We start from the raw sequence: 19934 nt of genomic DNA, 5'->3' as shown, positions 1-19934 counted from the left end.
GCGGAGGGGTTCCACACGTACCCATCCCGAACACGACCGTTAAGCCCTCCAGCGCCGATGGTACTTGGACCGAAGGGTCCTGGGAGAGTAGGACGTCGCCAAGCGGACAACCACATTACCCGTGGTATTTTTTTTGCCCTTAATATTGATGTGTCTTAAAAAGGGCCTTTAGCTCAGCTGGTTAGAGCGCACCCCTGATAAGGGTGAGGTCGGTGGTTCGAGTCCACTAAGGCCCACCATATTCCCTGATAGCTCAGTTGGTAGAGCACTCGACTGTTAATCGAGTTGTCACAGGTTCGAGTCCTGTTCGGGGAGCCATTTATGGAGAGGTGTCCGAGTTTGGCCGAAGGAGCACGATTGGAAATCGTGTAGGCGCCACAAGCGTCTCGAGGGTTCGAATCCCTCTCTCTCCGCCACAAAGTTTATTAGCATGGCCCGTTGGTCAAGGGGTTAAGACACCTCCCTTTCACGGAGGTAACATGGGTTCGAATCCCATACGGGTCATAACATGGAGGCTTAGCTCAGCTGGGAGAGCATCTGCCTTACAAGCAGAGGGTCGGGGGTTCGATCCCCTCAGCCTCCACCATATTCATTTAAGAACGACGCGGGGTGGAGCAGCCCGGTAGCTCGTCGGGCTCATAACCCGAAGGCCGCAGGTTCAAATCCTGCCCCCGCAACCAAATTTTCCTTAAGCATGATGTTTTGGGACTAGCTGGCGTAGTGTAAATGAATAGTATATAATTATTAAATGACGCGGGGTGGAGCAGCCCGGTAGCTCGTCGGGCTCATAACCCGAAGGCCGCAGGTTCAAATCCTGCCCCCGCAACCAATTTACTCTTATGCATTATGTCTATGGAACCGTGGTGTAGTTGGCCTAACATGCCTGCCTGTCACGCAGGAGATCGCGAGTTCGAATCTCGTCGGTTCCGCCATTTAGTTAATTATTGTTGGGGATTAGCCAAGCGGTAAGGCAACGGACTTTGACTCCGTCATGCATAGGTTCAAATCCTATATCCCCAGCCATTTATGAGAGCCATTAGCTCAGTTGGTAGAGCACCTGACTTTTAATCAGGGTGTCGAAGGTTCGAGTCCTTCATGGCTCACCATTATTTTCAAAGTGTGCGCGTGTGGCGGAATGGCAGACGCACCAGACTTAGGATCTGGCGTTTCACGACGTGGGGGTTCAAGTCCCTTCACGCGCACCATATTTTGCGGAAGTGGCTCAGCGGTAGAGCATCGCCTTGCCAAGGCGAGGGTCGCGGGTTCGATTCCCGTCTTCCGCTCCATAATTTTTGCGCCCTTAGCTCAGCTGGATAGAGCGTTTGACTACGAATCAAAAGGCCGGGAGTTCGAATCTCTCAGGGCGCGCCATTTTTATTACTAAGTAATTACATGTTTTGACGGGATGTAGCTCAGCTTGGTAGAGCACCTGGTTTGGGACCAGGGGGTCGCATGTTCAAATCGTGTCATCCCGATTTTATACCTTTGCGGGTGTAGTTCAATGGTAGAACTTCAGCCTTCCAAGCTGATAGCGTGGGTTCGATTCCCATCACCCGCTTATAATTAAGAAACATCTGTCTATTATAGGCAGGTGTTTTTTTGTATAGTTACATTCATATGGATACAATAGAACTTAGGGCTTTTAGTTGAGGAGGTAGCAATGTTTGAATTTGAAGCTAAATTAGTGCGACCTGATGCAAGTGGGAGCTGGACTTATCTTAACGTCCCTTTTGATGCCGAACAAATATTTGAAACAAAGTCCAGAATACAGGTAAAAGGAAGTGTAAATGGAATCCCCTATAGAGGAACGCTTATGCCCCATGGAAACGGAAAGCATTTTATGGTGGTAAAGAAGGAACTACGGGATCTAGCCAAAGCTCAACCTGGTGATATTGTGCATGTGACGATGGAGCAAGATCATCAATTACGGGAGGTAGAAGCCCCAGAGGATTTCCTTGATGCGTTGAGTAGCCATGAGCAGGCAGAAGCTTATTATAACGGTCTGGCTTATTCTTATCAGAAGGAATATGTATCTTGGATCGAAGCGGCGAAAAGACCTGAAACCAGAGCATCTCGTATCGAAAAATCAGTCAGTAAACTGGGTGAAGGATTGAGGCTCAAATAAAAGTATGAAGAAGTGCTTAACAGGCTGAATAGATGAACAGCGTCCTCTTCCATAAGATTGGAAAGGGACGCTGTTAATGTTGGTGATATGTGCGAGTGGGCTTAAATAAGAACGGCCACCTCACCACAATTCACAAACTTAATACTTTCGATTTTTACTGATAACTCACCTGAAGGAATAGCTAGCTGACATGTACTGCCGATCTGAGCTAACAGCAGCTGCATGCCAATAGGCGAGAACATTGAAATCTTGTTATCATTGGGTTCTGCCTGGTTTGGAAATACGATGGTGTAGGTATCTGTAGTATTGTCGTCTAAGTAGCGTAGCTGAAGCTGACTTCCAATCAATACGAGTGAATTCAATTCTTCACCATTGAAACGGGAAAGTAATTGTTCCAGCTCGGAGCAATAACGGGACAACAGCGTTTCAGCATTACTTCTTTGTTTGCTTCGTTCCGGGAAATACTGATTTAGAAATGCGATTTTTTCCTCATCAAAATAAATAAGCTGCTGGACCAGTTGTGTCCTTGAGCCTTCATAAATTAGACTATGGTTCATAGTAGATTTCACCCCCTCTAAGTAGCACATTCTTTGCAAATTTGTTATGACGCGTTGCCATATTAAAATCCCTCCTATACAAATAGAGGTCCCCTAGAGGGAACCTTCTGATCAGTATAACAGCTTCTATATGTAAATCCAATCCATTTTGCAAAGGCAATAAATTCTTACTAAATATTGTATTTAAAACGTTTGACTATTGTATAGTTGGGTGCTATGATAGGCTGATGTTATAGGCATTTCGTAGAAAACTGCGGAATGCCTATACTATATTTCGAAGATAATTTTACATTAAATGTTACCAGGGGAGTGATACGCCATGTACATTTCGTTGAGTTCACCTATAGAATCTAGACATAAAAAGTAACTATAATTTATTAAAGGAGAGATCAGGATGATTCAAGTAAAAGAGTTTGTAGATGCTGATAATTCGTATGCTGAGAATAAGGCGAATGAGTTCTTGGCAGGGCTGCGTGAGGAACAGGTTGTGAATATCTGTTACGGTTCGGTAGTCAAATCTTCACGTGATGGGGCAGAGCATCAAAGAAGCAGTATACTGGTCGTGTATAAGACAAATGAAGGGCAATAACTGGAATACTTTTTTTTCGTGCTTATCTGTTGTCTCCACGCTATGCATCGTGATCGTTCTTATATATTATATGTTTTAGCTTTTCTTATGAACAAAGAGGACCTTTCCCATTTACGGGTAAAGGTCCTCTTTGATTGTATAAGTGCAATTACAGTCTTATATTCCGTCTGGGACGGATAATCCTAAACCGGATGCAACACGCTGTCCCAGTTCTGGATCAGCTTTATAGAAATGAACAATTTGACGAAGTTTAATATCGTTACTTTCAACTGGTGTCATAGCGCCTACGATATTTTGAACAAGACGTGTACGTTCTTCTTCACTCATCAGGCGATACAAGTCACCAGGTTGTGTATAATGGTCATCACTATTATAGGAGACACTGTCGGCATTTCCAGATACTTCGAAAGGTGATGTTTTGTACTGTGGTGCTTCTTTAGGTCCGCCTAAGCTGTTAGGCTCATAATAGGCACCGGATCCGCCATTGTTGCCGAGTGCCATGCCACCGTCACGTTGATAGTTCTTCACTTCTACTTTTGGACGGTTGATAGGCAGGCTGTTATGGTTAGGACCTACACGGTGACGATGAGCATCGCCGTAAGCAAACAGTCGACCCTGTAGCAATTTATCAGGAGAAGCTTCAATACCAGGGACGAAAGAGCCAGGAGAGAACGTAACTTGCTCTACTTCCGCGAAGTAATTCTCTGGATTGCGATCCAGTACCATGCGGCCAACCTCAATTAATGGATAATCTTTTTGCGACCATACTTTGGTTACATCGAATGGATCAAAGCGATAAGTGTTCGCATCTTCGATTGGCATAATCTGCACGTAGAGCTTCCACGCTGGGAATTCTCCTTTATCAATAGCATTGAACAAGTCTTCTGTATGATAATCTGGGTTCTCCCCAGCTATTTTGGCGGCAAGATCTGGAGCAAGGTTCTTAATGCCTTGTTCTGTTTTGAAATGATATTTCACCCAGACGGCATTGCCTTCGGCATTTACCCATTTGAAGGTGTGGCTTCCGAACCCGTGCATATGTCTTAGCGTAGCTGGGATTCCGCGATCTGACATCAAAATCGTAACCTGATGAAGAGATTCCGGCGATAAAGACCAGAAGTCCCAAACCGCATTAGGGTTCTTTAAGTGTGTCTGTGGATCACGCTTCTGTGTATGAATAAAGTCGGGGAACTTGATTGCATCACGAACGAAGAATACAGGTGTATTGTTACCTACGAGATCATAGTTTCCTTCTTCGGTATAGAACTTCACAGCAAAACCACGTGGGTCTCTTACAGTATCAGCAGAACCTAGCTCCCCAGCTACCGTTGAGAAACGGATGAACATTGGGGTACGCTTGCCTACCTCAGATAAAAAATTAGCTTTTGTATATTGAGTTAAATCCTGAGTGACCTCAAAATACCCATGAGCGCCAGCACCCTTAGCGTGAACGACACGTTCAGGAACACGTTCTCTGTTAAAGTGGGCTAATTTTTCAAGCAGATGGACATCTTGCAGCAAAGTAGGACCACGATCACCGGCTGTCATTGAATTTTGATTGTCGCCTACTGGAGCACCCCAGCTGGTCGTAAGATTATTATTATTGGAGCTCATTAATAGAATCACCTCGTAAGATTTGATTTTAGATTTAGTATAAGTTCTATATTAATGTTTTTTGGGGAAAATGCAACACTTTTTGAATATTTGACACATTACAGTATGTGGTAATCGTCGTCCCATTCAGATATATATGATAGATAGAGTGATTAATTACTAAGCAGAGTTAAAAAAGAAACAGCGCACCTCTACCATCACTGGAGGGTGCGCTGTTCTATTTTGATATAGGAATATCCGTTTTCTATACTTAGTTTTTAATGTACATTCTGTTATAGTATTCATCCAGCATTCTTTTGGTGGCAAATTCGGTGCGAGTGGTTTTGATACTCTTCTTCATCATTTGTACCCACTGTTCACGATTCTCATAATAGGTTGGGAGTACTCGATTCAATAGGGTGTCGTATAGCGCATCACTATCATGCTTATCCAGAACCTCGAAGTCAGTAGTCTCGAAGCCGTCTCCGATCTGCCAGCCATTCTCGCCATCTATACAGGCTTCCGGCCACCAGCCATCTAGAATAGAGCAGTTCAATACGCCGTTCATGGCTGCCTTCATCCCGGAGGTACCACTTGCTTCCAGTGGTCTACGGGGATTGTTGAGCCAAATATCAGAACCGCGTGTCAGCTGTGCGCCGATAGTCATATCGTAATTCTCCAAGAAGACAACACTCTTCGGATATTTTTTCATCATCGCCACTAAATTGCTGACGATTTTTTTGCCGTTATCATCGAGTGGATGGGCTTTGCCAGAGAAGACGATTTGTATTTTGCCGGACTCCAGATAAGGCTCAATAATTTCCGGCTGCGAGAAGATCAGGTCACTGCGTTTATAAGGAGCAGCTCTGCGTGAGAAGCCAATGAGTAGATTGTCAGCATTTAGACTAATGCCGGACCGTTCTTTGATGAAATCAATCAGTTCACCCTTAATTTCTTTATGCACTGCCCATAAATCGCCATTTTGTTCATAGGCTTGTGTCATTCTTTCATCTACCCAGGTAGGGGTATGAATGGCATTAGTAATGCCAATGATGTCCGATCTTCCGGCAACCTCTTTCCACATCTTATTGGCTGTATCCGCATGAAGCTGAGCCACTGCATTAGAAATACGTGAGAGTCGTAGACCGGCAACCGTCATGTTGAACGGCTCGCCACCGATACGCTCCATCTGGTCGCGGGTTAAGCCATTGAATGCACTCATATACTCTAGGCGGTCGAGTGGATGGGTTTCGTTGCCTTCTTTTATCGGCGTATGTGTAGTGAACACAACCTCTTCCCGAGTAGCTTTCCAAGCTTCCTCAAAGGTGCTGCCTCCGGACATCTTTTCACGAATGAGCTCGATGGCTGCTAAGGCTGCATGGCCTTCATTGAAATGATAGACATCAATCGGAATGCCGAGAGCACGCATAGCTTTTACTCCGCCGATCCCGAGTACGATCTCTTGAGCGATCCGTTCCTCACCGAACCAGCCGTACAATTGTCCAGTAATCCATGCATCATTATTCTCGGGGATATCTGTATCCAGTAAATACAACGTGCTGTTGCCAAAATAATCAGTCTTCCATACTTTGCACACCACATCGGTCTTTCTGACTTTTACAGTTACCTTCACCCCTGTATCTTCAAGAAAATCATAAACATAATTGTGATAGGAGTCGTATGGATTACCGTTTGCATCAATTTTTTGATCCGTATAACCTTGTTTCCACTTCAGCCCGATAGGGATGATAGGAGCATTGATGTCTTTAGCTCCCTTAATGTAGTCACCGGCGAGAATTCCAAGCCCTCCGGCATACATTTTAAAATCGGAATGTAACCCGTACTCCATACTGAAATAAGCTACTGATGGTAATTTTTGTTCGTTCACTTGATAAGCCTCCTAATCGCGGATTAGATTGAATTGCAGTAAAGCTGCTGGCATTATCTAAGATGCAAACGTTTGCTCAAAAAACAGTCACCAATCGTTGTGGAAGCGATTGCACCATCATTCTAGCACACTTTATCTACAAAAGCATAACGTCATTTTGGTGAAAATAGCCAATTAGGGGCAAAATCAACGGAAGTGATTGATAAAGTGAAGGGAAGACCCTAAGATAAAGAGATTGAAGAAATAATTATTGGTGGTGTATAAGTTGGGTATAGTTGTGATTGGAAGCTTAAATATGGATATGGTAGTACGTACGAACCGGGCACCGAATGCAGGAGAAACGCTTATGGGACAAGCATTTGCTCTATCTCCCGGTGGAAAGGGAGCGAATCAGGCCGTTGCCGCAGCACGTCTGGGTGCTGAGGTTAGTATGATCGGCAGCGTCGGAAAAGATACCTTTGGAAGCGAAATGCTGGAGATTATTAAGCAGGAAGGTATTCATATAGAACATATCTCAGTGAGTGAAACGGAGGCAACAGGTGTAGCTTCAATCGTTATTGAAGAAGATGGAGAGAATCGGATTATCGTTGTACCCGGAGCGAATATTGATCTCTTTGCAGAGGATATACAGGCGTTAGAGACTGTCATCAGCCAGGCTGAGATGATTGTGATGCAGCTTGAAATGGAACTGGCGATGAGTGAGCATGCTATTGCCATTGCACATCGTCATGGAATTCCGGTCATTCTGAATCCAGCACCAGCTAGAGTGCTTAAAGACGAGATGCTGGGTCAAGTATCATATCTGACACCTAATGAGACAGAAGCGGGAATTTTGACCGGAATGACTGTAGATAGTTTAGAGACTGCTGAGCAGGCAGCCCGTATTTTGCTGCAAAAAGGTGTTAAAAATGTGATTGTAACCTTGGGATCTAAAGGCGCACTGATCGTTAATGCTGAAGGCGCTAAGTCAGTTCCTGGATTCCCGGTCAAGGCGATAGACACGGTTGCTGCCGGAGACTCATTCAATGGGGCATTAGCCCAGCAATTGGTCTTAGGCAAAACGCTGGAGGAGGCAGTGAGCTTCGCTAATGCTGTTGGAGCACTGGCTGTCGGGAAAGAAGGCGCGATCCCATCGCTGCCGCAGTTATCAGAGGTTGAACAGTTTCTAAAACATGTATCGGCAGTAAAATAAACAATACAGAATCTATAGCAGACGACTGGATAAGGGGCTGAAATAATGAGCAGGACAGTAATCGTTAAAAATGTGATCATTGGCGAAGGAATCCCTAAAATATGTGTTCCGTTGATTGGAGCTACCTTGTCTGAACTGAAACAGGAAGCCGAATCATTAAAAGAGCTTGGTCCCGATTTAGTGGAGTGGCGGACGGATTTTTTTGACGAAGTTGAAGACGTAGAGGCGGTCAATTTAGCACTAAAAGAAATCCATTCTGTAATTCCGGAGTTACCGCTGATTTTTACTTTTCGGAGTGCAAAAGAAGGCGGAGAGAAGCAGGTTAGCACGGAATATTACATAGCACTGAATATAGCTGCAGCTGAAAGTGGTCTAGTAGATATAATTGATGTTGAATTATTCAATGAGGAACAGGATGTAAAGCTACTAGTCGAGACTGCTCATACTCATAACGTGTCTGTCATTATCTCGAATCATGATTTTCATGGAACACCTTCTCAAGAGGAGATCATCTCGCGATTACGCAAGGCACAGGAGCTTGGCGGGGACTTGCCTAAAATTGCGGTGATGCCTCAGGATGCGGGGGATGTACTGACTTTACTAGAAGCTACCCATATGATGAAAGAACAATATGCAGATCGCCCGATTATTACAATGTCCATGGCGGGAGCTGGGGTCATTAGCCGTCTAGCCGGTGAAATATTCGGTTCAGCGCTTACCTTTGGAGCGGCGCATAAGCCCTCTGCGCCTGGACAGGTAGCTGTGGTTGAGCTGCGAAATGTACTGTCACTGCTGCATCGCAGTCTATAGGAGCTATCAGTGAGGTTCAGATAATAGAAATAGAGCGGCGTCCGGATTTCCGGTGCCGCTCTATTTCTATTTTATTATTTTGTTCCCGTGTATACGTGAACGGCATCTCTTAGGAACGCTGCAAGTCCAGGGCGATGCTTGTCGTAGTACTTGGTAAAACGTTCATCATCCACATACATTTGCGCGACACCGGCATGTGCCTCTTTGGAATAGGAATCCCAGTAGAAGGAGAGCCACTGGCGATGTAGATCAGCACTTTTTTGCGCCAATACACTGGCAGGATCTCCATGCTCCATCGCTTGCACAAGTGTCTCGAACATTTCCTCCTCAAGCTGCTGTATAGCCGCATATTGTTCTTCAGTCATACCTTTAAGCTTCTTGTTGGATTGTTCTACGGTGCTGTCCCCATATTTCTCCCGTATTTCTTGACCGTATTTCTTCTCGTTATCCTCTACCAGCTTTTGCTTGAATCCTTCGAATTTTTCAGCGTCACTCATAGTCATTCTCCCTTCTTGGTGAGCCAGCGTCTGTTCGACGTTAGCGATTAATAGATCTAATTGATGTCTCTTTTCAAGCAGCTTGTCATGATGCTCCCGTAGCGCTTTGACTCCGTCGAATGACGGTTCAGTCATAATAGCTTTGATACGTTCCAGACTTAAGCCAAGCTCTCGATAAAATAAAATTTGCTGTAGAAGATCTACTTCGGTGCGGCCATAGATACGATACCCCGAGGAGTTGATTCTCGCCGGCTTAAGAATGCCAAACTCGTCGTAGTAGCGCAGGGTTCGCGTACTGATTCCAGCTAGCTCAGCGAGCTTCTGTACTGTGTATTCCGTAGTATCACCTCCCACAAATTCAATGTACACCTTTACGTAGCGTGAAGGTCAAATGTTTTTTTTGCGTATCCCAAACAGCGGCAGTTACCCGCTGAAGATCATTGGGAAGACTGCCGCTGCTATGATTTGCTGATGTTGAAGTTATTTTTGACCCATCTGCGCCGCAAAATAATTTTGTAATTCCTCTAATTTCCGAGGATCAGCTAGGGTTGTTTTGTCTGAGAAGTAGTGTTCGAGAACAAGGTCCCAGGTAGGTACTATTTTTTGTGAGTTCATCGCTTTAATGGCGACTTTGACCGTCTTGCGTTCTTTGGCATTAGAAAAAGTATCTACGTAATGCTGTGAGCGCTCAAAATCCAGATCCTTAAACACAGCGCGGAAGATTTCCGAAGTCATCTTTGCGTCATCCAACGCACGGTGAGCAGATCCAGAAGGTTCAAGTTCAAACAAAGCCATCGCGCCTTCGACACTGATATCATTGCTTAGGCCGCGAGCCCGCAGCACACCCTTCAGTAAATCGAAATACGTTGCAGACATCCAGTAGGAGTCGTCCATCTTGTGCATACGTACATCCTGAATGATTCGCTTCATGTCTTCGCCACCCCAAGTAAGGAGCAACACTCCATCTGTACTTAGATCAAGCCACTCTCTAAAAGCAGTGATGACTTTCGGGAAGCGGGGTGCGATGTCGATTTCCTCTTGGGGAATACCGGTTTTTTTCTTAATAAAAGAATTAAGGGTGGAGAAATATATGGGTTTGATCAAGGAAGAAAATTCATCCTTATACTGCAATGAAGAGTCTAACCGGACAGCTCCAATCTCAATGACCTCCATAGGGTGCTCGCTGGCAAACTTACGGCCGTTGAATTCGATGTCCAGAATAATATAATCCACAGGTACTTGCCTCCGTTCCATGACTGACGCTGTAGTACTTAATACGTCGACTACTCTATTTTAACAAAAAAAGCGATGTAATGGGGAGTATGAGAACAAGCTAATATTGGAACATAAAAAAGAACCAGCACTATGCGGGTTCTTTTTATAACTATTAATGAGCAAAAAGATTGCAGACAATAAAGTAAGACGATTAATGTTCTGAACCGGCAGCAGGTTCAGGCTGATGAATTGGCTGTTCCAGCAGGACAGATCCGTCTTCAAGACGAAGCCAGGTATCGAAGTCTTGGGTGCCTTGGGTCAGTCTGATGACGCGTGCGCCCCGCATAAAGCCTTCTTTTCCATAAGTATTGTAGCCGGTAGCACGGCCATAGGAAAGACGTATGCCATACAGGCTGCCCGTAAAATCATTGATATGGTCATGTCCGCAGAAGGTGCCAAGCACATCACCCATTTCAAGCAAAGCCGAGAATAATCCCGAGTTAACCTCAGGTGAGCATACACGTTCATACTTATACCCATGACAGACTTGTGTAGACCAGACCTCACGATATTCCGGAATCGGGATATGGAAGAAAGCCAATGCAGGCAGCCTGTTCTCAGCAGTTTTAGGATTCAACCGAGCGGATTCAGCAGTTAGCCAGTTGATTTGATTCCGGTTAATCCAATTGTAGCCTGGGATATGCTCCATCTCGGAGTAACTGCCCGAGTCAACAAAATAAAGGACAGCGGCTGCTTGGCCATCCTGATCTTTTATTTCAAGCGTGTAATTGCCTGAACCTTCAAGATCCTCTGGACCGGCTTCGGCCAGACAGTGGGGATGTTCTAATGCTATCTGCATCAATTCACTGCGGGAAATCAGGGTTTCTGTATCATGGTTACCAAATACGAAGGCCCAAGGGGTACCTGTTTTTTCTACAGCAGCGACAGCATCCCGAAATGCTTGGGCAGGGTCTTCACATGCCTTTTCGCCAGGAGAGACAGGGGCAGTGTAAATTAGATCTCCCGTGAAGACCACAAGATCAGGTTGTTCTGCTTCTAGAACACGTTCCATCAGTTCCCGGGTACGCTGATCTTCGGCTCTTCCATCCATCCAGTGAAGATCAGTGAACTGTACAATTTTCAAGGTTCCATCTTGCTGAAATGATAAGCTGTGTCTCATTGGGGTTATCTCCCTTACTGTCTAATATAGTTAGCCGATCCAGATCCGCTGGGTGAAATGGTCTCCGGAGCTTCTACCAATCATAATATCAAATTCCCCGGGTTCGAAGACCATTTGATCATCTTTTCCGTAGAACATCAGCATTTCTCTAGTGATCTCGAAAGAAACCACTTGTTTCTCATGCGCTGCGAGTGTAATTTGTCGGAAGGCTTTCAGCTCCTTGACCGGGCGTACGACACTTGCGCTAACATCATGGATATAGAGTTGAACGGTTTCCTTGCCGGTGATGTCTGAAGTATTCTCCACCTCAATGGAGGCAACAATCCGACCCTTAGCATCAACATTGAAGTTGCTGTAATCAAAACTGGAATAGCTCAGACCATAGCCAAAACAGAAAAGAGGGTCATTAGGGCAATCCAGATATCGGGTTACATAACGCACATTCGGATATAGGGGATCATAGGGACGTCCCGTCTGATAGGCATTGTAATAAACAGGAATTTGACCAACCGAGTAAGGGAAGCTCATAGATAAACGAGCGGACGGATTATAATCTCCGAACAGCACATCAGCTAATGAATTTCCGGATTCTGTTCCCAGAAACCAGGCTTGCAGTAGAGCATCGCTGGCCTCAAGAACAGGCTTTAGTTCCAGTGGTCGGCCGCTAAATACAATGGTAACAATCTTTTTGCCGGTATCTTTCAGACGCCAGATCAGCTTCTCCTGATTGGTCGACAAGCGCAGATTGGTTTTGCTTCCGCCTTCCCCGGTATCCTGCTGATTCTCACCGACAGCAGCGAGAATTACATCGCAATCTTTTAGGCGCTGAAAGGCTTCTTCGATTTCATCCTCCACATCAAAAACACCCTCTAGCATGCTTCCCAGCTCACCAGTCATGGCCGTAATAATATCCGCGGCAGATGTTTTTTGAGAAATGCCGTTGTAGAGTGATACGGCCGGGTCTTTTTCCGTTCCAGACCAGCCGCCCAGCACATGAATAGAGGTAGCGAAGGGACCAGCCAATCCAATCTTCATACCGTGTTTAAGGGGCAGAGCGTTATTGTCATTTTTCAGCAGCACCACTGAGCTTGCACCCAGCTCTCTCGCAGCTTGTAAATTCTCCGCGCTCGGCGTGGGCGCCTCATCTACTAGTGGATCTGCATCCTTGAATGGATTGTCAAACAAGCCGAGAGCGTCCTTGAGTTCTAGCACCCGGATAACGGCTTCATCAATCAAGGAGATATCAAGCTTGCCTTCCTCGACGAGAGCAGCGCCGTGGTTTAGATAATGGGTGGACATCATTTCAATATCTAGTCCGGCAGCCAGACTTTTCTCAGCTGCTTCACGACCATCTTCGGCAGCGCCATGAGGGATTAGTTCATTTACGGAATTGAAATCGGCGATGGTAACGCCATTGAAGCCCCATTCCTCACGCAGAATCCCGCGGAGAAGTTTGGAATTACCGCTTGCAGGTATACGATCAATCGTATTGAATGCGGCCATCACCATGGCTACATCAGCATCTACAGCAGCTTTATAGGCTGGTAGATAGAACTCACGTAATACGCCGAGGGACATATCCACCGTATTGTATTCTCGACCGCCTTCGGGAGCGCCATAACCGGCGAAGTGCTTCACACAGGCAGCGATACGACCTTTTTCTTTTAGGTCTTTGCCCTGATAGCCCCGTACCATGCTCTCAGTTACACGAGCATTCAGATAAGGGTCCTCACCGGATGTCTCCATCACTCGTCCCCAGCGCGGATCGCGTACAAGATCCGTCATAGGCGAGAAAGTGAGGTGAATACCGGCAGCTGCGCTCTCCTTGGCTGCAATTTCAGCGAACCTTTCACAGGCCTCCATGTCAAAGCTACAACCTATCGCAAGCGGGATCGGTAGGATCGTTCTGTAACCATGAATCACATCCGCCATGAAGAGTAAGGGGATTTTCTGACGGCTGGCTTGCAAATGCCGGGTCTGTAGATCAATCACATTCCTGGCTCCAATGCCGTTCAGAACGCTTCCGATGTTCTGCATTACCTGCGGCTTAATGTTCAGTTCCTTGAATGGACCGGTTAAATCTACGGTATCATCCAAACCCCAATAGTGAGGGCCTAGCTGGGTTAATTGGGCCAGTTTTTCTTCTAGAGTCATATCGTTCACAAGATCTTGGATAAACAGTTTAGTCATGGTTAACACCTTCCTCGTGAGCGCATTGAAAGTTATTGTGACAAATAGATGTGCTATACCAATAAGAAAGCGCTTGCTATTTGAGTTCGCCGCAGTGCACACGCAGATAAATATAATTGGATGAGACATGCAATAGATAAGAACGGGGAGTTCATTGTCAGACATCATATATAAGACTGACATGTCTATGAAAGAACAGATAGAAACGTTTCCATTAACGATACATATCGATCTTAGTCCGAAGACCATAAAAAGTCAATTATCTTCGCGAAATCGGCCGATTCATTATATTTAGGTTGTAAAATGTGATTTTTATTACTAGAAAAACAAAAATAAAATGAATTGACAGCGCATACATCTAGGGAGTATGATTTTCGTACAGGGAGTTTCAAAGAAATTATGGAAACGTTTCTATATCATCCGATACGCTTTATCATAAAGGATGAGCAATCAGTTTCAAGCTGGTTGCGGGACAAGAAAGGAAGCTAAGTTATGCATGTGATGAAATGCATCTTTCAAATTGGAGGTGGGCTCATTGGCAAGAATTAAGCTTGCGGGTGGAAATATTGTCCGGGAAGTCATTAAGAAGAAAGTGCTTTTTCTAATGTTGCTGCCTGTAATCCTATACTTCATTATTTTTCACTATGCGGTAATGCCTGGCGCTTACGTCGCATTCGTAGATTACAAGCTCAATAAGGGTATTTTCGGAAGTAACTTTATCGGTCTGAAAAACTTCGAATTTCTGGTTCAGAATGGCGATCTGTGGAATATTACCAAGAATACACTGCTCTACAACATCGTCTTCCTAGCTCTGGGTAACATTATTCAAATTGTGTTTGCCATTATGCTTTCGGAGATCTCGGGCAAGTGGTTCAAGAAAGTGTCTCAATCCGTTATTCTCCTACCTTACTTTATCTCTATGGTTATCGTCGGTGTGTTTGCCTACAATATATTCAATTTCAATTCCGGGTTCATCAATACGATGCTAACCGGAATGGGGCTAGACCGTTACGAGTTTTATTCTGATCCGGGCATATGGAAATATATCATTGTAGCCTTCAAGATCTGGGCCGCTACCGGATATGGAATGATTGTCTATCTGGCAACGATCACAGGGATTAATCATGATCTGTACGAGGCTGCTTATATGGACGGAGCCACTACCTGGCAGCGGATCCGTTATATGACCTTACCGATTCTGAAGCCAACCTTTATTCTGCTTTTACTGTTTGGTATGGGTGGAATTCTCAAGGGCTCCTTTGACCTTTTCTATAATCTGATCGGTACGAACTCGGTGCTGTATCCGCAGACGGATATTATCGATACCTATGTCTTCCGTTCACTGGTGGGACAATTCAACTTCTCTATGGGCGCCGCTGTGGGCTTCTACCAATCCATGTTTGGCCTGATTCTGGTGCTAGTAGTTAACTTTATTGTACGCAAGGTCGAGCCAGACAGCGCATTGTTCTAAAACCAGACATGAAACAGGGGTGATGAATATGGAAACTCAAAAAATCAAACAGGATTCGGGAAGTATTATCATAAAAGTGATTAGCTATATCTGCATTAGTATCTTTGCACTGTTCTGTGTATTTCCCTTCGCACTAATGATCTCCTCATCGTTCATGAACGAGCAGGAAATTGTCCGTGAAGGCTACAAGCTGCTGCCTAAGGAATTTTCATTTAAGGCTTACGAATTGTTATTTAACAACTCTACGCAATTGGTAAATGCTTATAAGATCACTATTTTTATAACCGTAGTGGGTACGGTCCTTGGACTGTTCATGATGTCGATGGCTGGCTTCGTGCTTAACCGCAAGGATTTCAAGTATCGCAACTTCTTTTCCTTTCTAATTTACTTTACGACACTCTTCAGCGGTGGCTTGATTCCAACGTATATCCTGATGGTCAAGCACCTGCATATGAAAGATAACTTATTTGCCATGATTCTACCGGCTGTAGTTGGCGCTTGGTCGATCTTCCTGATGCGTAATTTCATGAAGGCGATTCCGGATTCCTTATATGAATCTGCTACCATTGACGGTGCTGGCGACTTCCATATCTATTGGCGGATATTTATTCCGCTGGCGGTTCCTTCCTTAGCTACCATCGGGCTTTTCTCGGCGATAGGCTTTTGGAATGAGTGGTACAACGGGATGTTATATATGGACTCCCCGACGAAATATCCACTCCAATACTTTTTGCAGCGAATGGTCAATCAGACGAATCTCGGTACACTAATCAATTCGGGGGCAGTTATCAATACGGCTGATCTTCCAACGCAATCCATCAAGATGGCTACAGCTGTGCTGGCCACCGGGCCAATTATTCTTCTCTATCCATTTGTACAGCGTTATTTCGTAACAGGCCTCACCGTTGGGGCTGTAAAGGGTTAATGGACGTCTCCTTTTCGAAGGCGCGTTTATTATAAATGCAATTCATAAATAGAAAAGAAAAGGGAGGCTTACCTAATGAAAGGTAAAAAAATTGCGTCTTCTTTAATTGCTGTACTCATGCTTACTGGGGCATTGACAGCCTGTTCATCGAAGAACAACGAGGCAAGTAATGATCCGGCAGCTACGAAGGCACCAGAAGCTTCAACGAATGCAGGAGGAGTAGATACTTCTAAAGAAGCTAAGTTGGTTTACTACCTGTGGGGCAGTGAAGGCGTTCAAAATAAGGCGATTCTTGCTGAGATTAACAAAAAGCTTAAGGCTGATCTTAACGCTACAATTGAAGTGAAGTATATTGACTGGCCGGATATCAATACCAAATATCCGTTGCTATTTGCTTCTGGTGAGCAATTTGATATGTCTCATGCATCTCCTGGAGCACCAGTATCCTATTTCACATTGGCTAGTGAAGGCGCTCTAGTGGACCTTACAGATATGCTCGATAAAGTTGCTCCTAAGCTGAAGGCAGAAATTCCTGCTAGTGTATGGGAAAATACTAAATACAAAGGTAAAATCTATGGTGTTCCGAGTCTTTATAGCGAATATACACCGAATGGTTATGCCTATCGTGTAGACTTGCTGAAAAAATATGGCATGGAAAAAATCACCACACTCGACGATATGGTTAAATACATGGATAATGTTGTTGCCAATGAGTCCTTCCCACCAATTAACGGTAAGTCTGAAGATGCGGCCAATATGTTCAGAATGCTCGTTGATACTACAGGAATGTGGCTTAACGCACCTGGTATATCTTTGAATGAACTGAATCTTGTGACGAAAAGTCCAGAGGACTACAAGACCGTCTTCCATCCAGCATACACTCAAGAATTCGAAGATTGGGCTGTGAAGATGCGTGAATGGGCAGATAAAGGGTACTGGGGCAAAGATGTGCTGTCTGCAACTCTTGGAAGTAAAGATAACTTCAGAGCAGCAAACTCCGCAGGTTATTTGACTCATGCTCAGGACTGGATCGGCCAATACGGTGCAGATTTGAAGGCACAACCAGAGGCAGAAACTGCATTCTTTACTTTTGCGGAAGCCAACAAGAAGATCAAACGTAAGATGGGCGTTGACAACTCGACTGTAATCAGCACGAGCTCCGAGAATCCAGAGCGCTCTCTGATGGTAATCGAGAAGTTCATGACTGACGAAAGCTACTACAACCTCATCCAAAACGGTATTGAAGGCAAACAATATGTTATGGAAAATGGTGTTAAAAAGCAGCCTCCAGGCTTCAACGAAAAAACGGACGGCGGAGGTTTCGCTGCTTGGTCACTTCGTAACGACAAATTCGTAGTTCCTACGGATACAGAAAACCCAATTCGTAACTCCTTGTTTGCAGAGTGGGATAAAGTCGCTATCGATGATCCATACAATGGCTTTAGCTTTGATCCATCGAATGTAACTACAGAAATTGCTTCCATCTCCAACGTGAATTCCCAGCTTGGTATTCAATTGATGCTTGGTAAAACAAGCAAAGATCCTAAAGCTGCTGTAGCGGATTACCGTGAGCAACTGAAAAAAGCAGGAATTGACAAGGTTATTGCCGAAGTAGAAAAGCAATTGGCTGAGTTTGTTCCAGTGAACTAAAGAACGTTAAAAGGTGTAAGGGAGCTATAGTAGCATATAGCTCCCTTACTTATAAGTGGGGGAGTATAGTGGACGTAAATATCAAGGATATCGCGCGGATTTCCGGTGTGGGCATCTCGACGGTTTCCAGGGTCATCAACAATAAGGGGCTGGTGAGCAAGGCTACACGGGAAAAGGTTCTGAATGTTGTTAAGGAATACAATTACATTCCCAATTCCAATGCGAGAAATCTAAAAACTACGGAGTCTAAGAACATTGCACTTATGGTTAAGGGGATTACGAATCCGTTCTTCTCTAATATGATCAAAGAAATCGAGCGGCAGGCTAATCTGCGAGGGTACCCTTTCCTCATTCATCAGGTAGAGGATGGAACGGATGAAATTAATGCGGCGATTCAGCTAACCAAAGAAAAGAATCTATGCGGGATCATCTTCATGGGCGGAACTTACAATCATTCCGAAGAGAAATTCAAGCAGCTGACGGTCCCATTTGTTCTGACAACGATCACCTCTACACAAGAGGTGGACCCTGATATCTTTTCTAGTGTCACCATTAATGAATTGAAGGAAGCTTATAAGGCCACCAATTACTTGATATCACTTGGGCATGAGAATATTGGTTTTCTAGCCAAGTCCCCATTACTGGATGAAACGACAGGCAACCGGCGTTATTTGGGCTACAAAAAAGCACTGGAAGAACATAATCTGCCTTATGATGCACAGCTTGTGGAAGATTGTGAATACAGTCCTAGCTCTGGATTTGATGCAGCGCGAAGATTGCTTAAAAGGAATAAGGGAGTAACCGCAATATTTGCAGCCTCCGACACGATTGCTATCGGTGCTGCCAAAGCGGTGCTTACCGCAGGGTTGTCTATTCCGGATGATATTTCAATCATTGGCTTTGACGGGATCGAAATGGCTGAATATTTTCATCCTTCACTTGATACGATCAGCCAACCGGGTACAGAAATGGCTTTATCCAGCGTGGGCGTTCTGTTTGATCTAATTTCTGGAAGGTCAGGTCATCAGCATATTGTCTACGATGCGGTATTGCTCAAGCGAGGCTCTTGCAAGATGCTCAAAACACTTAAGGTTTAATCCTGACTATAAAAGCTATCATTGGAGTGGTAACCCGTATGCAAGACACATTGAGAATAGGTACTCTGGTTCGTGGCGGGGAGGCCGTCACCGTGATTCCGCAAATCGTTCAGCATGGTTTTGAATCCTTTAACCTGAACTTTTGGCAGACCACAGGTGAAACCAATCTTGTAGAAACAGCTGCACGACTTAAGGAACTGGCTGCTGAACATGATTTTGTCATCTCTTCTGTTGGGATTTATGGCAATCCACTTTCAGGGACAGGCGACAACGCTGACACACTCGCCAGCTGGGAGCGGCTGATTGAACATGCGCATTTATTCGGCACAGATATTATCGGCGGATTCACTGGACGTCTTCCAGGTTCTTCGATTGACGAGTCGATTCCGAGATTTGCAGAGGTGTTTAGTGAATTGTCCAAAAGGGCAGCCGATCGTGGCTTAAGAATTGCTTTTGAAAATTGCTCTATGGGTGGAAACTGGCAGGCCGGAGAGTGGAATATCGCTCACAATCCTTCAGCCTGGGAGAAAATGTTCAATGCTGTACCAGCAGACAATCTGGGTCTGGAATGGGAACCGTGCCACCAGCTGATAGGTCTCATTGATCCGATTCCGCAGCTACGCAAATGGGTGAATAAGGTATTCCATGTACATGGCAAGGATGCCACTATTGCCTGGGATATCGTCAAGGAATACGGAATTCACGGACCTAAGTCTTATGTGTGGGACCGGACGCCTGGCTTCGGAGATACGAACTGGGTGGATATCATCTCGATTCTGCGCCAAGCCGGCTATAAGGGAACTATTGATATTGAAGGCTGGCATGATCCTGTCTACCAGGGTGAACTAGAAATGACTGGACAAGTACATGCGCTAAATTATTTGAAGTATTGCCGAGGTGGCAGTTTTGTCCCTAATCCGGTGTAAAGGATATCAAATAGTAACAACCCAAAAAT

Annotated in this window: 16 protein-coding genes, 15 tRNA genes and 1 rRNA gene; 25 read left to right on the top strand and 7 right to left on the bottom strand. The window is 44.9% G+C overall.

Features of this window, described 5'->3' with window-relative positions:
• The 17 genes from rrf to ACFWMP_RS10455 all read left to right on the top strand — a co-directional run.
• Positions 1-104: ribosomal RNA gene (rrf, locus tag ACFWMP_RS10535) — 5S ribosomal RNA — on the top strand; the annotation flags it as partial.
• Between the two features lie 58 nt (positions 105-162).
• Positions 163-239 (top strand) — tRNA-Ile (locus ACFWMP_RS10530).
• A gap of 3 nt (positions 240-242) precedes the next feature.
• Positions 243-318, top strand: a tRNA-Asn gene (locus tag ACFWMP_RS10525).
• 5 nt (positions 319-323) lie between these two features.
• Positions 324-416, top strand: a tRNA-Ser gene (locus ACFWMP_RS10520).
• Between the two features lie 16 nt (positions 417-432).
• Positions 433-504 (top strand) — tRNA-Glu (locus tag ACFWMP_RS10515).
• A 6-nt stretch (positions 505-510) separates the two neighbouring features.
• Positions 511-586: transfer RNA gene (locus tag ACFWMP_RS10510), tRNA-Val, on the top strand.
• Positions 587-603: 17 nt separating this feature from the next.
• Positions 604-680: transfer RNA gene (locus tag ACFWMP_RS10505), tRNA-Met, on the top strand.
• A 72-nt stretch (positions 681-752) separates the two neighbouring features.
• A tRNA-Met gene (locus ACFWMP_RS10500) sits at positions 753-829 on the top strand.
• 25 nt (positions 830-854) lie between these two features.
• Positions 855-932 (top strand) — tRNA-Asp (locus ACFWMP_RS10495).
• A gap of 16 nt (positions 933-948) precedes the next feature.
• A tRNA-Gln gene (locus ACFWMP_RS10490) sits at positions 949-1023 on the top strand.
• 7 nt (positions 1024-1030) lie between these two features.
• Positions 1031-1106 (top strand) — tRNA-Lys (locus tag ACFWMP_RS10485).
• Between the two features lie 15 nt (positions 1107-1121).
• Positions 1122-1205, top strand: a tRNA-Leu gene (locus ACFWMP_RS10480).
• A gap of 6 nt (positions 1206-1211) precedes the next feature.
• Positions 1212-1286 (top strand) — tRNA-Gly (locus tag ACFWMP_RS10475).
• Between the two features lie 8 nt (positions 1287-1294).
• Positions 1295-1371, top strand: a tRNA-Arg gene (locus ACFWMP_RS10470).
• Positions 1372-1401: 30 nt separating this feature from the next.
• Positions 1402-1475 (top strand) — tRNA-Pro (locus ACFWMP_RS10465).
• A 12-nt stretch (positions 1476-1487) separates the two neighbouring features.
• Positions 1488-1558, top strand: a tRNA-Gly gene (locus ACFWMP_RS10460).
• Positions 1559-1660: 102 nt separating this feature from the next.
• The gene (locus ACFWMP_RS10455; RefSeq protein ID WP_340974179.1) at positions 1661-2125 is read left to right on the top strand and encodes a YdeI/OmpD-associated family protein; all 465 of its coding nucleotides are present in this window, start codon (positions 1661-1663) and stop codon (positions 2123-2125) included.
• 101 nt (positions 2126-2226) lie between these two features.
• Here the strand turns inward: ACFWMP_RS10455 and ACFWMP_RS10450 are convergent, their stop codons facing one another.
• Entirely contained in the window at positions 2227-2682 is a 456-nt protein-coding gene (locus ACFWMP_RS10450; protein WP_060625163.1) for a GreA/GreB family elongation factor, read from the bottom strand.
• Positions 2683-3076: 394 nt separating this feature from the next.
• Between ACFWMP_RS10450 and ACFWMP_RS10445 the strand changes: the two genes are divergently transcribed.
• The gene (locus ACFWMP_RS10445; RefSeq protein ID WP_042184993.1) at positions 3077-3271 is read left to right on the top strand and encodes a sporulation protein Cse60; all 195 of its coding nucleotides are present in this window, start codon (positions 3077-3079) and stop codon (positions 3269-3271) included.
• Between the two features lie 156 nt (positions 3272-3427).
• Here ACFWMP_RS10445 and katA read toward each other — a convergent pair whose 3' ends face one another.
• On the bottom strand, positions 3428-4885 hold the full coding sequence (gene katA, locus ACFWMP_RS10440) for a catalase KatA (protein ID WP_379423442.1): 1458 nt from the start codon (positions 4883-4885) through the stop codon (positions 3428-3430).
• A 250-nt stretch (positions 4886-5135) separates the two neighbouring features.
• Entirely contained in the window at positions 5136-6752 is a 1617-nt protein-coding gene (gene glgP / locus ACFWMP_RS10435; protein WP_379423440.1) for an alpha-glucan family phosphorylase, read from the bottom strand.
• A gap of 253 nt (positions 6753-7005) precedes the next feature.
• On the opposite strand from glgP, the gene rbsK reads away from it, so the two are divergent.
• Positions 7006-7944 carry a ribokinase gene (gene rbsK, locus ACFWMP_RS10430; protein WP_379423438.1) on the top strand — a complete coding sequence of 313 codons (939 nt, stop codon included), beginning with the start codon at positions 7006-7008 and terminating at the stop codon, positions 7942-7944.
• A 45-nt stretch (positions 7945-7989) separates the two neighbouring features.
• The gene (gene aroD / locus ACFWMP_RS10425; RefSeq protein WP_339244994.1) at positions 7990-8754 is read left to right on the top strand and encodes a type I 3-dehydroquinate dehydratase; all 765 of its coding nucleotides are present in this window, start codon (positions 7990-7992) and stop codon (positions 8752-8754) included.
• A 74-nt stretch (positions 8755-8828) separates the two neighbouring features.
• Here aroD and ACFWMP_RS10420 read toward each other — a convergent pair whose 3' ends face one another.
• The 4 genes from ACFWMP_RS10420 to bglX form a co-directional block, all read right to left on the bottom strand.
• Positions 8829-9605, bottom strand: coding sequence for a MerR family transcriptional regulator (locus ACFWMP_RS10420; RefSeq protein WP_379423435.1), 777 nt, complete (start codon positions 9603-9605; stop codon positions 8829-8831).
• A gap of 126 nt (positions 9606-9731) precedes the next feature.
• Complete coding sequence (locus ACFWMP_RS10415) at positions 9732-10505, bottom strand: 3'-5' exonuclease (RefSeq protein ID WP_379423433.1); 774 nt, start codon at positions 10503-10505, stop codon at positions 9732-9734.
• A gap of 172 nt (positions 10506-10677) precedes the next feature.
• The gene (locus ACFWMP_RS10410; RefSeq protein WP_042185003.1) at positions 10678-11646 is read right to left on the bottom strand and encodes a metallophosphoesterase family protein; all 969 of its coding nucleotides are present in this window, start codon (positions 11644-11646) and stop codon (positions 10678-10680) included.
• A gap of 30 nt (positions 11647-11676) precedes the next feature.
• Positions 11677-13836 (bottom strand): beta-glucosidase BglX, encoded by a 2160-nt coding sequence (gene bglX, locus ACFWMP_RS10405; RefSeq protein WP_379423430.1) that lies wholly within the window; start codon positions 13834-13836, stop codon positions 11677-11679.
• Positions 13837-14371: 535 nt separating this feature from the next.
• On the opposite strand from bglX, the gene ACFWMP_RS10400 reads away from it, so the two are divergent.
• From ACFWMP_RS10400 to ACFWMP_RS10380, 5 genes are all read left to right on the top strand, one after another.
• On the top strand, positions 14372-15307 hold the full coding sequence (locus ACFWMP_RS10400) for an ABC transporter permease (RefSeq protein WP_379423428.1): 936 nt from the start codon (positions 14372-14374) through the stop codon (positions 15305-15307).
• Between the two features lie 28 nt (positions 15308-15335).
• Complete coding sequence (locus ACFWMP_RS10395; RefSeq protein WP_197071264.1) at positions 15336-16232, top strand: carbohydrate ABC transporter permease; 897 nt, start codon at positions 15336-15338, stop codon at positions 16230-16232.
• Between the two features lie 75 nt (positions 16233-16307).
• Complete coding sequence (locus tag ACFWMP_RS10390) at positions 16308-17882, top strand: DUF3502 domain-containing protein (RefSeq protein WP_042185012.1); 1575 nt, start codon at positions 16308-16310, stop codon at positions 17880-17882.
• Between the two features lie 68 nt (positions 17883-17950).
• A complete protein-coding gene (locus tag ACFWMP_RS10385; RefSeq protein ID WP_339245006.1) occupies positions 17951-18979 on the top strand; it encodes a LacI family DNA-binding transcriptional regulator in 1029 nt (342 codons plus the stop codon).
• A gap of 38 nt (positions 18980-19017) precedes the next feature.
• Positions 19018-19905, top strand: coding sequence for a sugar phosphate isomerase/epimerase family protein (locus ACFWMP_RS10380; RefSeq protein ID WP_340974197.1), 888 nt, complete (start codon positions 19018-19020; stop codon positions 19903-19905).
• The last annotated feature ends 29 nt before the right edge of the window (positions 19906-19934 follow it).

Source organism: Paenibacillus sp. NPDC058367 (assembly GCF_042723305.1).
GTDB lineage: Bacteria > Bacillota > Bacilli > Paenibacillales > Paenibacillaceae > Paenibacillus_AQ.
This window is presented reverse-complemented; position numbering and strand designations above follow the sequence as displayed.

What these genes read in the sequence shown, in the direction of transcription:
- ACFWMP_RS10455 (WP_340974179.1), top strand. Translation starts at nt 1,661, where the DNA reads ATGTTTGAATTTGAAGCTAAATTAGTGCGACCTGATGCAAGTGGGAGC.
- ACFWMP_RS10450 (WP_060625163.1), bottom strand. Translation starts at nt 2,682, where the DNA reads ATGAACCATAGTCTAATTTATGAAGGCTCAAGGACACAACTGGTCCAG.
- ACFWMP_RS10445 (WP_042184993.1), top strand. Translation starts at nt 3,077, where the DNA reads ATGATTCAAGTAAAAGAGTTTGTAGATGCTGATAATTCGTATGCTGAG.
- katA (WP_379423442.1), bottom strand. Translation starts at nt 4,885, where the DNA reads ATGAGCTCCAATAATAATAATCTTACGACCAGCTGGGGTGCTCCAGTA.
- aroD (WP_339244994.1), top strand. Translation starts at nt 7,990, where the DNA reads ATGAGCAGGACAGTAATCGTTAAAAATGTGATCATTGGCGAAGGAATC.
- ACFWMP_RS10415 (WP_379423433.1), bottom strand. Translation starts at nt 10,505, where the DNA reads ATGGAACGGAGGCAAGTACCTGTGGATTATATTATTCTGGACATCGAA.
- ACFWMP_RS10410 (WP_042185003.1), bottom strand. Translation starts at nt 11,646, where the DNA reads ATGAGACACAGCTTATCATTTCAGCAAGATGGAACCTTGAAAATTGTA.
- bglX (WP_379423430.1), bottom strand. Translation starts at nt 13,836, where the DNA reads ATGACTAAACTGTTTATCCAAGATCTTGTGAACGATATGACTCTAGAA.
- ACFWMP_RS10395 (WP_197071264.1), top strand. Translation starts at nt 15,336, where the DNA reads ATGGAAACTCAAAAAATCAAACAGGATTCGGGAAGTATTATCATAAAA.
- ACFWMP_RS10390 (WP_042185012.1), top strand. Translation starts at nt 16,308, where the DNA reads ATGAAAGGTAAAAAAATTGCGTCTTCTTTAATTGCTGTACTCATGCTT.
- ACFWMP_RS10380 (WP_340974197.1), top strand. Translation starts at nt 19,018, where the DNA reads ATGCAAGACACATTGAGAATAGGTACTCTGGTTCGTGGCGGGGAGGCC.